The 14129-nt window shown below is 62.1% G+C and carries 12 protein-coding genes; 8 read left to right on the top strand and 4 right to left on the bottom strand.

What is annotated here, in order from left to right; genetic code table 11:
- Positions 1 to 64: 64 nt before the first annotated feature.
- From ACYAS9_RS21255 to ACYAS9_RS21245, 3 genes are read left to right on the top strand one after another with little or no spacing between them, the layout of a single operon-like run.
- The gene (locus tag ACYAS9_RS21255; protein ID WP_463570281.1) at positions 65 to 1057 is read left to right on the top strand and encodes an ABC transporter substrate-binding protein; all 993 of its coding nucleotides are present in this window, start codon (positions 65 to 67) and stop codon (positions 1055 to 1057) included.
- Positions 1054 to 2067 (top strand): FecCD family ABC transporter permease, encoded by a 1014-nt coding sequence (locus ACYAS9_RS21250; protein WP_463570280.1) that lies wholly within the window; start codon positions 1054 to 1056, stop codon positions 2065 to 2067. The genes ACYAS9_RS21255 and ACYAS9_RS21250 overlap by 4 nt, the downstream gene beginning before the upstream one ends.
- 53 nt (positions 2068 to 2120) lie before the next feature.
- Positions 2121 to 3020 carry an AEC family transporter gene (locus ACYAS9_RS21245; RefSeq protein WP_463570279.1) on the top strand — a complete coding sequence of 300 codons (900 nt, stop codon included), beginning with the start codon at positions 2121 to 2123 and terminating at the stop codon, positions 3018 to 3020.
- On the opposite strand, the gene ACYAS9_RS21240 is transcribed toward ACYAS9_RS21245, so the two are convergent.
- From ACYAS9_RS21240 to ACYAS9_RS21225, 4 genes are read right to left on the bottom strand one after another with little or no spacing between them, the layout of a single operon-like run.
- Positions 3017 to 3856 carry a metal ABC transporter permease gene (locus ACYAS9_RS21240; RefSeq protein WP_463570278.1) on the bottom strand — a complete coding sequence of 280 codons (840 nt, stop codon included), beginning with the start codon at positions 3854 to 3856 and terminating at the stop codon, positions 3017 to 3019. The two genes, ACYAS9_RS21245 and ACYAS9_RS21240, sit on opposite strands and share 4 nt — an antisense overlap.
- Positions 3853 to 4710, bottom strand: coding sequence for a metal ABC transporter permease (locus tag ACYAS9_RS21235; protein ID WP_463570309.1), 858 nt, complete (start codon positions 4708 to 4710; stop codon positions 3853 to 3855). Before ACYAS9_RS21235 ends, ACYAS9_RS21240 begins: the two co-directional genes overlap by 4 nt.
- Positions 4710 to 5597 (bottom strand): manganese/iron ABC transporter ATP-binding protein, encoded by an 888-nt coding sequence (locus tag ACYAS9_RS21230; protein ID WP_463570277.1) that lies wholly within the window; start codon positions 5595 to 5597, stop codon positions 4710 to 4712. Before ACYAS9_RS21230 ends, ACYAS9_RS21235 begins: the two co-directional genes overlap by 1 nt.
- The gene (locus tag ACYAS9_RS21225; protein WP_463570276.1) at positions 5594 to 6517 is read right to left on the bottom strand and encodes a metal ABC transporter substrate-binding protein; all 924 of its coding nucleotides are present in this window, start codon (positions 6515 to 6517) and stop codon (positions 5594 to 5596) included. The genes ACYAS9_RS21230 and ACYAS9_RS21225 overlap by 4 nt, the downstream gene beginning before the upstream one ends.
- A gap of 319 nt (positions 6518 to 6836) precedes the next feature.
- On the opposite strand from ACYAS9_RS21225, the gene yghU reads away from it, so the two are divergent.
- The 5 genes from yghU to ACYAS9_RS21200 all read left to right on the top strand — a co-directional run bounded on the left by yghU (position 6837) and on the right by ACYAS9_RS21200 (position 13884).
- Positions 6837 to 7676, top strand: coding sequence for a glutathione-dependent disulfide-bond oxidoreductase (yghU, locus tag ACYAS9_RS21220; RefSeq protein ID WP_463570275.1), 840 nt, complete (start codon positions 6837 to 6839; stop codon positions 7674 to 7676).
- Between the two features lie 126 nt (positions 7677 to 7802).
- A complete protein-coding gene (locus ACYAS9_RS21215) occupies positions 7803 to 10052 on the top strand; it encodes an ATP-binding protein (RefSeq protein WP_463570274.1) in 2250 nt (749 codons plus the stop codon).
- A 15-nt stretch (positions 10053 to 10067) separates the two neighbouring features.
- Positions 10068 to 10529 carry a response regulator gene (locus tag ACYAS9_RS21210; RefSeq protein ID WP_463570273.1) on the top strand — a complete coding sequence of 154 codons (462 nt, stop codon included), beginning with the start codon at positions 10068 to 10070 and terminating at the stop codon, positions 10527 to 10529.
- Between the two features lie 13 nt (positions 10530 to 10542).
- Complete coding sequence (locus ACYAS9_RS21205; RefSeq protein ID WP_463570272.1) at positions 10543 to 12930, top strand: hybrid sensor histidine kinase/response regulator; 2388 nt, start codon at positions 10543 to 10545, stop codon at positions 12928 to 12930.
- A 54-nt stretch (positions 12931 to 12984) separates the two neighbouring features.
- Positions 12985 to 13884, top strand: a complete 900-nt coding sequence (locus ACYAS9_RS21200) for a hypothetical protein (RefSeq protein WP_463570271.1) — start codon at positions 12985 to 12987, stop codon at positions 13882 to 13884.
- Positions 13885 to 14129 lie beyond the last annotated feature (245 nt).

The following is a 14129-nucleotide window of genomic DNA, read 5'->3' as shown; positions in this document are numbered from 1 at the left end:
CAACCGCAGGAGCGAGCGTGAAGCTCGCGAATACTGCTGGTCAGACGATAAAAATACGTGGGTCATGCGGGCCTCTTCGCGAGCTTTACGCTCGCTCCTACGGTTGTGTTGTCTGGTGGCGCTGGCGGGCGGCAGTGTTGCCCAGGCCAGCGATTACCCGCTGACGGTGCGCAGTTGCGAGCGTGAGGTGACGTTCAATAAAGCGCCGCAGCGTGTGGTCAGCCACGACCTGAACATGACCGACATGCTGTTGGCGCTGGGCCTGCGCGAGCGCATGGCCGGCTTTACCGGCATCAGCGGCTGGAAAACCATCGAGCCCGGGCTGCGGGCGAAACTGGCCGGTTTGCCGGAGATCGCCCCGCGTCATCCTTCGGTCGAGAACCTGCTGGATGTCGGCGCCGACCTGTACTTCGCCGGCTGGAACTACGGCATGCGCGTCGGTGGTCCGGTTACCCCGCAAACCCTGGCGCCGTTCGGCATTGCGGTGTACGAGTTGAGCGAATCGTGCTCGTTCGTCATGAACCAGCGTGAAGCCAGTTTTGGCGATCTGTACAACGATCTGGGCAATCTGGGGCGGATCTTTTCTGTCGAGGATCGCGCGCAGGCGTTGATCGAGCAGACGCAACAGCGGGTGCAACAGGTACAGGCCGCGCTGGGCGCTGACCCCACGCGCCCGCGAGTGTTTCTCTATGACAGCGGCGAAGACCGGCCGATGACCTCAGGCAGGCTGGGCATGCCCCAGGCGCTGATCCAAGGCGCCGGCGGGCATAACGTGATGGATGATGTGCAAGGCAGCTGGATCACGGTCAATTGGGAAAGCGTGGTCGAGCGCAACCCGCAGGTGATCGTGATCGTCGACTACGGCCCGACCTCGTGGCAGGCCAAACGCGACTTTCTGCTCCAGCAGCCGGCGCTGCAAAGCGTCGAGGCCATCAAGCACAAACGCTTTGCGGTGCTGAGTTATATCCAGGCCACGCCTTCGCTGCATAACGCCCAGGCGCTGGAAAATCTTGCCCGTGCGCTGCATCCGCAAGCGTTTGCCGAGGCGAGCCGGTGATCGGTGTAACCCGCTATCGGCTGTTGATTGTTTTGCTGCTGGCATTGCTGGTGCTGTCGTGCCTGCTGGCGCTGGGTTTCGGCCCCGCCCGCCTGTCGCCGACACAAGTGGGCGGTATCGTGCTCAAGCAACTGGGCTTTGCCGTCAGCGCTTCGTGGAGCCTGGGTCAGGAGCAGATCGTCTGGCTGATCCGTGCCCCGCGCGTGGTGCTCGGCGCACTGGTTGGCGCCGGGCTGGCGATGGTCGGCACGGCCTTGCAGGCGGTGACGCGCAACCCGCTGGCCGACCCGCATTTGCTGGGCGTCAGTTCCGGCGCCGCCCTGGGCGCGGTGTTGGTGGTGATGTACCTGGGCCATTTTGCCGGTGCCTTGAGCCTGCCGCTGGCGGCGTTCATCGGGGCGCTGGGCAGCATGGTGCTGGTGCTGGGCCTGGCCAGCCGGCAAGGTCGGCTGGAAAGTGATCGGCTGCTGCTGGCCGGCGTCGCGGTGTCGTTTGTGCTGATGGCGGTGGCCAACCTGCTGCTGTACATCGGCGACCCGCATGCGGCGGGTTCGGTGATGTTCTGGATGCTCGGCGGCCTGGGCCTGGCGCGCTGGGACATGCTCGCTTTGCCGGCCGTGTGCGTGCTCGCCGGCGGGTGTGCGTTGCACACCCTCGCCCGCCCGCTGAATGCCTTGATGAGCGGCGAACAGACCGCCGTGAGCCTGGGCTTCGATACCCGCACGGTGCGCTGGCAGGTGTTTATCTGCACCTCCTTGCTGACCGGCGTGCTGGTGTCGTTGTCCGGCGCCATCGGCTTTGTCGGGCTGATGCTGCCGCACATCGCGCGCTATCTGGTGGGCGCCGAGCACCGGCGCCTGATCCCGGTCAGCGCCCTGCTCGGCGCGCTGTTTCTGGTCTGGGTCGATGTCGCGGCGCGCACCCTGATCGCACCGCAGGACCTGCCGATCGGGATTGCCACGGCGGCGCTGGGCGGGGTGTTTTTCGTGCTGTTGTTGCGCAAGCGGTGAGTGAGGCGGCACAGTGCCCGCCGTATGACACGACAACAGGAATGGAGGCATCCATGGAGTTCGAGATTCTCACCCGCGTCATGTTGCAGATCGGCATCGCCAGCCTGGGCTATGTGGCGGGCCGGCTGTTGCAAATCAAGGCCCAGGACCTGGCCACGCTGCTGATTTATGTGATTTCACCGGTGGCCATTTTCCAGGCCATTTACCTGTCGCCCGCCGACTGGTCGTACCTGAGCTATTCGCTGGTCACCTACCTGGTGGCCTCCAGCGCCGGCGTGCTGGCGTTGCTCAGTGCCCGGTTGTTCTGGAAGGACGCCCGCGCCAACCTGCTGGGCTTTGCCGGCGGCACCGGCAATACCGGTTATTTCGCCCTGCCGATCATCTTTGCCCTGTTTGCCCCGCCGCAGGTCGCCATCGGTATCTTCATCATCATTGGCTGCGCGCTGTACGAGTTCACCGTGGGCTATTTTATTGTTGCCCGTGGCGTGATGACCGCGCGTGAATGCCTGCTGCGCATCGCGCGCCTGCCGATCCTGTATGCGGCGGTGGCAGCCATGGGCCTGAAGACCTTTGGCGTTACGATCAGCCCGATCCTGATCAGCGGGCTGGATACTTTCAAAGGGGCCTACAGCGTGTTGGGGATGATGGCCATCGGCATTACCCTGTCGAGCTTTCGCCGCCTGGAAATCGACTGGAAGTTCATTGCCTTTGCCCTGGGCTGGAAGCACCTGGCCTACCCGCTGTTCGGCGGGCTGGTCTGCTATTGGTTGCTCGACCTGCCGGCCACCACGCTGGCGGTGGTGGCACTGATGCTGTCGACACCGATGGCCAGCAACACCGTGCTGATTGCCAATAACCTCGGCGTGCACCCGGAAAAAGCCGCCATGGCGGTGATGGCCAGCACGCTTATGGCGCTGGTCTCGGTGCCGCTGGCGGTGATCCTGATCAGCTAAACGGTGTTGGCGCTGCGCGACTGCTGCACGGTGGTGCGAATGAACGCGCCGATGAACAGGATCGTGTAGAGCATGACGATGGTCGGCGCCGGCGCGCTGTCGATGAAGAACGACAGGTAGACACCGAGAAATGCCGCCGCAACGCTGATCGCCATGGCCATCAGCAACATGGCCTTGAAGGTGCGGGTCAGCAGCAGCGCAATGGCGCCGGGAGCGATCAGCAGCGAGATGGCCAGGATGATCCCCGCCGCCTTGAGGGCACCGACGATGGTCAGCGAAATCAAGCTGAGCAAGCCGTAGTGCAACAGCTTGACCCGCAGCCCGACCGCCCAGGCGTGCGCGGGATCAAAGGCGTGCAGCAGCAGGTCTTTCCATTTCAGGCCGATGACCAGCAGGGTCAGCGCGGCAATCGCTGCCGAGCCCAGAATGTCCTCAAGGCCAACGCCGAGGATGTCGCCGAACAGAATGTGGTCCAGGTGCACGCTGGACTCGATCTTCACATACAGCACCAGCCCCAGACCGAACATGCCCGAGTAGACCACGCCCATCACCGTGTCTTGCTTGATGCGGCTGTTGTCCTTGAGAAAGCCCGAGGCAATCGCGCAACACATGCCGGCCACGAAGGCGCCGATGGCGTAGGGAATGTTGATGATGTAGGCAATCACCACGCCGGGAAACACCGCGTGCGACACCGCATCCCCCATCAGCGCCCAGCCGCGCAGCACCAGAAAGCATGAGAGCAGCGCCATCGGCAGTGACACCAGCACCGCAACGATCATGGCGTTGACCATGAAGTCGAACTGAAACGGGCCAAGCAGGGTTTCAAACAGGCTCATGGCGTCACGTCCAGAGCGGCCTTGCCGCGCCGGCGCGAGGCGAGCATGCCGTGCTTGGGCGCCAGAAAGAATGCGGTCAAAAAGATCAGCGTCTGCAACACGACGATGATGCCGCCGGTGGCGCCGTCGAGAAAGTAGCTGAGGTAGGCACCGCTGAAGCTGGTCAGCGCGCCGATGCTGACCGCGATGATCAGCAACCGCTCGAAGCGGTCGGTCAGCAGATAAGCGGTGGCGCCCGGGGTAATCACCATGCAGATCACCAGAAAGGCGCCGACAGTCTGCAAGGCCGCCACCGTGCAGGCCGACAGCAAGGTGAAGAAAATTCCCTTGAGCAGCGTCGGGTTCAGGCCGATGGAGCGGGCATGGCTTTCATCGAAGAAGGTCACCATCAAATCCTTCCATTTGGCGAGCAGGATCAGCAGCGACACCACGCCGATGATCACCAGTTGCAGGGTGTCGGTGGGGCTGATCGCCAGAATGTTGCCTTGCACGATGGTCTGGATGTTCACCGAGGTCGGCGACAGCGAGACCATGAACAGCCCAAGGCCAAAGAACGAGGTGAAGATCAGGCCGATGATCACATCCTCCTTGAGCTTGCTGCGCTGGTTGAGAAACAGCATGCAGGCCGCCGCCAGCCCGCCGGAAAAGAACGCCCCGATCGAGAACGGCAGGCCGAGCATGTAGGCGCCGGCCACGCCGGGCACGATCGAGTGCGACAGCGCATCGCCGATCAGCGACCAGCCGCGCAGCATCAGGTAGCACGACAGAAAGGCACACACGCCGCCGACCAGGGCCGAGACCCACATGGCGTTGCGCATGTATTCGTAAGTGAAAGGATCGAGCAGGCCGGCCATCACGGTTTGGACGCTCCATCGCGCCGGGAGGCAATGCCGTCGCGGATCACCAGCGGGCGCTCGTCGTCGGTAAAGATGCCGACGCGCTGGCTCTCATCGCCAATCGCGTGGTTGATCATGAAGTGCCGCAGCACGCCGCCGAAGGCCTGTTCCAGATTGCCTTGGGTAAACACCTCTTCGGTCAGCCCGTAGGCCAGCACGGTGTTTTTCACCAGCACCGTGCGGTCGCAGAATTCCGGCACCGAACCCAGGTTATGGGTCGACACCAGCATTACCCGGCCCTCGTCGCGCAGCTCACGCAACAGGGTGATGATCTGGTCTTCGGTGTTGACGTCGACGCCGGTGAACGGCTCGTCCAGCAGGATCACCCGGCCATCCTGGGCCAGGGCACGGGCCAGGAACACGCGCTTTTTCTGCCCGCCGGACAACTCGCCGATCTGCCGCTTGGCCAGCTCGGTCATGCCCACTCGCGCCAAGGCAGCGGCCACGGCGGTTCTGTCGTCCTTGCGGGCAATGCGCAGCATGCCCATGTGGCCATAACGGCCCATCATCACCACGTCTTCGACCAGCACCGGAAAACTCCAGTCGACCTCTTCGGCCTGCGGCACATAGGCGACCAGGTTACGCTTGAGCACCTCGCGCACCGACATGCCGAGCACGCGGATATCGCCCTTGGCCAGGCCGACAAAGCCCATCAACGCCTTGAACAAGGTGGATTTGCCGGCACCGTTGACTCCGACCAGTGCAGTGATGGTGCCGGCCGGAATGTGAAAGCTGGCGTCGCGCAAGGCCGTGTGGCCATTGCGGTAAGTCACCGTTACATCAGTGACTTCAATGCCGTGTGCGGACAGCGCTTCAGGTGCGCGGGCAAGCGTCGAATCAGTCATGGGGTCTGTCCAGCCTGCAACCCTTTGGTCAGGGTTTCGGTGGTGACACGCAGCAGGTCAATGTAGGTGGGTACCGGACCATCGGGCTCGCTCAGCGAGTCGACATACAAGACGCCACCGTAATGCGCGCCGGTCTCGCGGGCAACCTGGCGGGCCGGTTTATCCGACACCGTGCTTTCGCTGAACACGGTGGCTATCTTGTTTTCGCGTACCGCGTCGATGACTTTGCGCACCTGTTGCGGCGTGCCTTGCTGGTCGGCGTTGATCGGCCACAGGTACAGCTCTTTAAGCTCCAGGTCGCGGGCCAGATAGGAAAACGCCCCTTCACTGGTGACCAGCCAGCGTTTGTCCGGCGCAATCTGTTGCAGTTGCGCACGCAATGGCGTGAGAGCGGCCTGCAGGCGGGCCTTGTAGTCTTCGGCATTACGGCGGTACGCCTCGCTGTTGGCCGGGTCGTACTGAATGAAGGCGTCGCGGATGTTATCGACATAAATCAGCGCATTGGCCGATGACATCCAGGCATGCGGGTTAGGCTTGCCGGTATAAGGCCCCTCTCCAATGCTCATCGGCGCGATGCCGTTGGAGACCACGACGCTGGGCACATCCTTGAGGTTCTGGAAAAACTTCTCGAACCACAGTTCAAGGTTCAGGCCGTTCCACAAAATCAGCTGTGCGCCCTGGGCGCGGCGCAGGTCGCCAGGTGTCGGGGAATAGTTATGAATTTCGGCGCCCGGCTTGGTGATCGACTCCACCGTGGCGGCATCGCCAGCCACATTACGCGCCATGTCGGCGATCACGGTGAAGGTGGTGACCACCTTGAATTTGTCCTGGGCCTGCGCCGGAATCGTCACGATCAACGCCATCACCGCCAATACCGCTCCCGCGGCCAGACGTGTCCATCCCTTGTCGCGATTTAGCATCTACAGCACCTCTTGGCGGATAGAACGAACCCCTTACGCTGCGATGCCAAGACAAATCAATGACCTGCAAAAGCCGGCAACCTAGATAGGATTGATTTTCATTATGATTTCTTCTGGTGCATCCAGCAAGGTGGCGTTGCCATCAGTCTTGGTCTCTCAGGTATAGCGTTGCCAGACAAGGCGTGCACATTACTGGCCACCTGAGCCATGATGGGCACCTGTCCAGACCGACATACGGCCTGATTTTGACCTGACCCCTTGAATACAGTCCCGCTGTGCTCACCGAATCAGCGCAGCGAAATCCAGGAGATTTTCCGGCATGACCGACACCGCTTATGTTCCGCCCAAGGTATGGACGCACCAGGCGCCGTCCGGCGGCAACTTCGCCAGCATCAACCGCCCTGTAGCCGGGCCGACCCATGAAAAAACCCTGCCGGTCGGTAAACACCCGCTGCAATTGCACTCGCTGGCCACCCCCAATGGTGTGAAGGTCACCATTCTGCTCGAAGAGTTGCTCGCGCTCGGGCACACCGGCGCCGAATACGACGCCTGGCTGATCCGCATTGGTGAGGGCGAGCAGTTCTCCAGCGGCTTCGTCGACATCAACCCCAACTCCAAGATCCCGGCATTGCTGGACCGCAGCGTAGAGCCGCCGATCCGCCTGTTCGAGTCAGGCTCGATCCTGTTGTACCTGGCAGAAAAGTTCGGCGACTTCATCCCCAAGGACCCGGCCGGTCGCGCAGAAACCCTGAACTGGCTGTTCTGGCAAATGGGCGCGGCGCCTTATCTGGGCGGCGGCTTCGGGCATTTCTATGCCTATGCGCCAGAGAAACTGGAATACCCGATCAACCGCTTCACCATGGAAGCCAAACGCCAACTGGATGTGCTCGACCGGCGCCTGGCCGAAAACGATTACCTGGCCGGCGACAGCTACACCATCGCCGACATCGCGGTGTGGCCGTGGTACGGGCAACTGGTGCGCGGCAACCTGTACTCGGCCGGCGAGTTTCTGGCGGTGCATGAATACACCCATGTGCAGCGCTGGGCCCAACAGATCGCCGAGCGTCCGGCGGTGGTGCGTGGCCAGCGGGTGAATCGCACCTGGGGCGATGAAGCCAGCCAGGTTGCCGAGCGGCATGAGGCGGCGGACCTGGACTGAGGTTTTGGTGTGCGGAGGTGTATCCCCCGCATGCCAATGCAGGCAACTTTCTGATACCGTGCGTTACACAAATCCTGTGCCTGATCCTGGGGCCTCGATAGAACAGACCTTCCAGGGGAATCTCTCTTGTCTACTGCCGATACTGCCTTGACTCAAGCCATCGAGCGCTGCAGCCAGGAGCCGATCCAGATTCCAGGCAGCATCCAGCCACATGGCTTTGTGCTGGTGGTCGATGAGGCGAGCCTGCACATCCTGCAGGCCAGCGAAAATGCCGGGCAGTGGCTGGGCGTGGCGGCGGCCGAGTTGCCCGGCAGTGATTTTGCAGCACTGTTCGATGATGGCTTCGACCTGAACCAGCACTTGCGCTACCTGCCCGATGAGGAAATCTTCCCTTTTCATATCGGCGACGTCCATCTGCGCCAAGGGCCGCGAACCGAGCAGCGCATGACCGTGCTGGTGCACCGGCATGATCAGGTGCTGATCGTCGAATTCGAGCCGGCCAGCAACGAGCGCGGTTCCATACGCGGCGATTTCTACCCGTTGGTGCGCACGTTCGTCAGCAGCCTGCAACAACTGTCGAGCATCGAAGAACTGCTGCAAAGCTCGATCCGGCAGATCAAGGACATCACCGGTTTCGGCCGGGTCAAGGCGTATCGTTTCGATACCGATGGCAATGGCCTGGTGCTGGCCGAAGAGGCCGATCCCGGTTACCCGCAATACCTGGGCCTGAGTTTTCCGGCCTCCGATATTCCCAATCAGGCGCGCGAGCTGTACCGGATCAATCGTATCCGCCTGATCCAGAATGCCGATTACCAGCCCTCGCCCCTGGTGCCGGCCCTCAACCCGCGCACCGGCAAGCCGCTGGACATGACGTTCACTTCGCTGCGCAGCGTCTCGCCGGTGCACCTGCAATACATGCGCAACATGGGCACGCAGGCCTCAATGTCGCTGTCGATCGTGGTCGGCGGCAAGCTGTGGGGGCTGATTTCGTGCCACCACGATCAACCGCACCCGGTCGACTTCAAGACCCGCACCGCCTGCGAGTTGCTCAGCAGCGTCTTGTCGCTGCAGATCGAGTCGCACGAGTCGCATGCCAACACCCGCCAGTTGCTCGATCAGCGCCAGCGCATCGTGCAAATGCTGTCCTCGATGGCCGACCACGACAGTGTCAGCGACGGCCTGCTGCAACTGCCCAACGTGCTGCTGGCGTTTGCCGATGCCCAGGGCGCGGCGATCATTTCTGCCGAACGCTGCGAACTGATCGGCAATACGCCGCCCGAGTCGATGGTCAATGCCCTGGTGCACTGGCTGTCATATCGCAGCGACGAGACGGTTTTCCATACCGACCAGGTACAGCGCGACATCGAAGACCTGCCGGAGCTGGCCCGCCACTGTGGCGGCGTGCTGGCGGTGGCCATTTCCCAGATCCACTCGCACTACCTTGTCTGGTTCCGCCCGGAGCAGGCGCGCACGGTCAACTGGGCCGGGCGCCCTGCGAAGGATATCGACACGCAGGGCAGCCTCAGCCCGCGGCACAGTTTCGAAAGCTGGCAGCAGGAAGTGCGCGGCTATGCGGCGCCCTGGCACCCTTGGGTGATCGACGGGGTGATTGAACTGCGCAACGCCGTGCTGGGCATTGTGCTGCGCAAGGCTGAAGAGCTGGCGCAACTGACCGGTGAGCTGCAACGCTCCAACAAAGAGCTGGAAGCGTTCTCCTACAGCGTGTCCCACGACCTGCGCGCGCCCTTGCGGCACATTGCCGGCTACACCGAATTGCTCACCGAAATCGAAGGTGAAGTGCTGTCCGAGCGCGGCCTGCGCTTTTTGAAGCACATAGAAGATGCGGCGCGCTTTGCCGGCACGCTGGTCGATAACCTGCTGAATTTTTCGCAAATGGGCCGTTCGGCGCTGCGCATGTCCGATGTCGACCTCAATGCGCTGGTCGAAACCATCCGCGCCGACCTTGCGCCCGACTATGAAGGCCGCGAGATTGTCTGGGACATCGCCACATTGCCCAAGCTGATCGGCGACCCGGCCTTTATCAATCTGGCCCTTAACAACCTGATCGGCAATGCCATCAAGTACACCCGCGGCCGCACGCCTGCGCGCATCGAGATCGGGGCGCACCAAGGTAAAGATGAAACCGTGGTGTATATCCGCGACAACGGCGTGGGGTTCGACATGGCCTACGCCAACAAGCTGTTCGGGGTTTTCCAGCGCCTGCACCGGATGGAAGATTTCGAAGGCACCGGTATTGGCCTGGCCAGTGTCCGGCGTATCATTGAGCGCCATGACGGTCGGGTCTGGGCCGAAGGCCAGATTGACCGGGGTGCCACGTTTTATTTTGCCCTCCCCCGCCACATTTCACCTGAATGACGGAAGTTGTTGAACATGCTTAAACCCATTCTGTTGGTCGAAGACAACCCCAGGGATCTGGAGTTGACGCTTGTCGCGCTGGAGCGCAGCCAGTTGGCCAACGAAGTCATCGTCATGCGCGACGGTGCCGACGCGCTGGACTACCTGCTGCGCCGCAACGCCTTCGCCACCCGCGACGATGGTAACCCTGCCGTCTTGCTGCTCGACCTCAAGCTGCCCAAGGTCGATGGCCTCGAAGTGCTCAAGGTGGTGCGCGAAACGCCGGAGCTGCGCAGTATTCCCACGGTCATGCTGACCTCTTCGCGCGAAGAGCCCGATCTGCTGCGCGCCTATGAGCTGGGCGTCAACGCCTACGTGGTCAAACCCGTGGAATTCAAGGAATTTGTGACCGCCATTTCCGATCTTGGCATTTTCTGGGCCGTGCTTAATGAACCTCCACCGGGGTCGTTGCGTCTGAATCGTCGACGCAATAACTGACGGAGCCTGGAAGTTGTCCAAGCCGATAAAACTACTGATAGTCGAAGACAGCTCGATGGATGCCGAGTTGACCCTGTTACGCCTGGAACGCGGCGACATGCTGATCCAGGCCCGGCAGGTCTACGACCATATCGGCGCACAACAGGCCCTGCAGGAACACCGCTTCGACGTCATCCTGTGTGACTGCGTGCTGCCCGGCTCCAGCGGCAGCGATGTGTTGGTCATCGCTCAGAAACTGGCACCGGACACGCCGTTCATCTTCCTGTCCGGCGTGTACGGCGAAGAACACGCCGTAGAAATGATCCGTCTGGGCGCCACCGACTACATTCTGAAAAAGAACCTGTCGTTGCTGCCCAAGGCGGTCAAGCGCGCCTTGACCGAAGTCCAGGAGCGCCAACGCCGGCGTCGTGCCGAAGAAGCCCTGGCCGATGTCGAAGCCCGTGCGCGCATCGCTATCGATGCCGCGGGCATGGGCACCTGGGATTTCCGGCCACAAGAAGATTTGCTGCTGTGGGACGATCGTGCCAAGGCCTTGTTCGGTTTGCTGCCGGACACCGAAATGAGCCTTGAGATGTTCTATGCCGGCATCCATCCCGACGACCTGCCTCAGGTACGCCAGGGTGTCGAGCAGGCCATGGCGCCCGACAGTGATGGTCGCTACCGGATGGAGTTTCGTTGCCTGACCGCAGGCGAAGAACCGCGCTGGCTGCTCAGCAGCGGTCAGGCACGCATCGTCGACGGCCAGTGCGTACGCTTTTCCGGGGTGATGCAGGACATCCACCAGCAGCGCCAGGCGACGCTGGCGCTCAAGCAGCTCAATGAAATGCTCGGCGAACGGGTCGAACGCCGCACCCGCGAACGCGACCGTTCCTGGGAGTTGTCTCAGGATTTGCTCGGCGTGCTGAACAAGGATCTGACCCCGGTCGCCCTCAACCCGGCCTGGGAACAGGCGCTGGGCTTCAGTCGCCGGGAGCTGGCGCAGATTTCGTTGCTGCAATTGCTGCCCGACGAAGACCGTCACGCCATGCTTGCCGAACTCGCGGTGCTGGCCCATAACCACAGCAGCGTGCGTTTCACCGGGCGTATTCGCCATGCCAGCGGCCGCCAGCGCTGGCTGTCGTGGGTGGTGGTGCCCGAAGACACCTTGCTGTATGTCGTGGCTCGCGATATCACCAGCGAACGTGAAGCGACCCAGGAACTGGCGCAGGCCAACACGCGCCTGCGCGACCAGATTGCCGAGCGCGAGCGCATCGAGGCGGCGCTGCAACAGATGCAACGCCTGGAAGCGGTCGGACAGCTCACCGCCGGCGTCGCCCACGACTTCAACAACCTGCTGACGGTAATCATCACCGGCGCCAGTTTTCTCGAACGCGACCTGAGCAAACAGGACCTGGAAAAAGCCACGCGCCGCCTTAAACACATTCGTGAAGCCGGCGAACGTGGCGCCAAGCTGACCTCGCAGTTGCTGGCGTTCTCGCGGCGCCAGCGCCTGGAGCCGGTCGCGCTGCACCTTAACGACACGCTGCGTGGCCTTGAAGAATTACTGCGCCGCACCCTGGGCGGCAACATCCGGGTGTGCCTGGAACTGGACGAACAGCTCTGGCAAGCGCTGACCGACCCGACCCAGACCGAGATGATCATTCTCAACCTGGCGATCAACGCCCGCGACGCCATGCCCGACGGCGGGCAATTGACCTTGCGTACACGCAATATCCACGTCAGCGACGCGCCCAGGCGCCCGGAAGATCCGGAATGTGGCGACTACGTGGTGCTGTCGATCCGCGACACCGGCTCCGGCATGAGCGATGAAGTGCTGGCCAAGGTCTTCGAGCCCTTCTTCACCACCAAAGACATTGGCAAAGGTTCAGGCCTGGGTCTCGCCCAGGTGTTCGGCTTCGCCAAACAATCGGGCGGCGGCGTGAGCATCGACACCGCGCCAGGACGCGGCACTGAAGTCAGCGTTTACCTGCCGGCCGTGCAGCCGGCACCCGCAGTACACGTTGTGCAGCAACAGCAATCCGCCCGCCCCGCCCTGGCGTTTGCCAGCGGAGATAACCGTTTGATCCTGCTGGTCGACGACGATGAGCCGGTGCGCGATCTGGTCGGCGAAATGCTCCGGGTGCAGGGCTTTCAAGTGCGCGAGGCCAGCAACGGCGAACAGGCGCTGGACCTGCTCGACGAACAGATCGACCTGTTGCTCACCGATTTCGCCATGCCCGGCTTCAACGGCGCACAAATGGCCCACGCGGCACGGGAACGCTTCCCGCAATTGCCCGTGGTGTTTCTGACCGGCTACGCCGAACTGCAAGGCCTGGACCTGCCCGGCAGCCTGGTGCTGCAGAAGCCTGTGAATGCCGAGGATTTGTTCCAGGCCCTGAATCAGTTGCTGGGGTTGCCGTAAACCTGCCGGGACGCATGGCGTATCTGAATCAATGACCCTAAAAAGGAAGCTTCAATGAGTCTCTGGGACGACCTGAAAAAGAAGGCCGTGGACGCCAATCCGGAACTGGCCGCCAAGGCCACGCAGGCGCTGAACAAGGCCCGTGACATGGCCATTGAAGCCGGGCAGAAGGCTGCACCGCTGATCAAGGAAGCCAGCGGCAAAGCCTCGGCCTATGCCCAGGAAAAGACCCCGATCCTCAAGGCCCAGGCGCTCAAGGCCATCGACGACGCCAAGGTGCGTCGTGCCGAACTGCAAGAACGCGCCCGCCACGACAAGGCCGCGCGCGAAGAGATGGTGCGTACCATGTACGACATCAGCCTGAATCCCGACGACGTCAACTTCATCGAAGAGCCGTTCAACCACTACGACCGGCAACTGCGCTTTTTCGTGCTCAGCGGCGAAGTGCTCGACACCCAGAAACGTAACCAGACCCACCTGTACGCCAGCCACTCGCACAGCTCAGGCGGCGGTTTTCTGATTGATGGCACCGGCTCCGTGGGCGGCAGTTCTTCATCGATGCATGTCAGCAGCCATAACACGCAGGAACACGAGTTCTGGGTCAGGCTGCGCGACGGCACCGAAGCCTGCTTCCAACTGGCCAACAGCAACGTGCGCATCCGCGAAGGCCAACAGGTCAGCCTGTTGTTCCTGCGCCCGGCCGACAACCAGACCGGCAAGCTGGTGGCGCTGTACAACCACAGCTCGCGGCAGAACCACATCATCATGAACCCGGCCACGATCAACCAGACGTTCGATATCTATACGAACGAGCCTGGTTTTTTCAACGGCCGGGAAGTGACCAACACCCGCAACCGGCTGTTGCTGGAACTGGAACGCCGGCTGGGGCAACTGGCCAACTGGTCGGCGGTGCATGAAGCACCACGCGGTGATGCGCGAGTGATCGAAGGCTAAGGCGCCACACACCGCGCGTTACGACACGAAGAAGATCTGCGGGCTGGTAGATCGTGCCGCAGATTACGCCACTTACCCGTATTACCCGTATTACCCGTATTACCCGTATTACCCGTATTACCCGTATTACCCGTATTACCCGTATTACCCGTAGGAGCGCGCTTGCCCGCGACCGGCTGCGTTAGCAGTCGTAAATTTTCAGCGTTTCCGAGATTTTGCGAGCGCTGCGCACTCGGTCGCGGGCA

This window comes from Pseudomonas sp. HP_08 (assembly GCF_055284095.1).
This window is presented reverse-complemented; position numbering and strand designations above follow the sequence as displayed.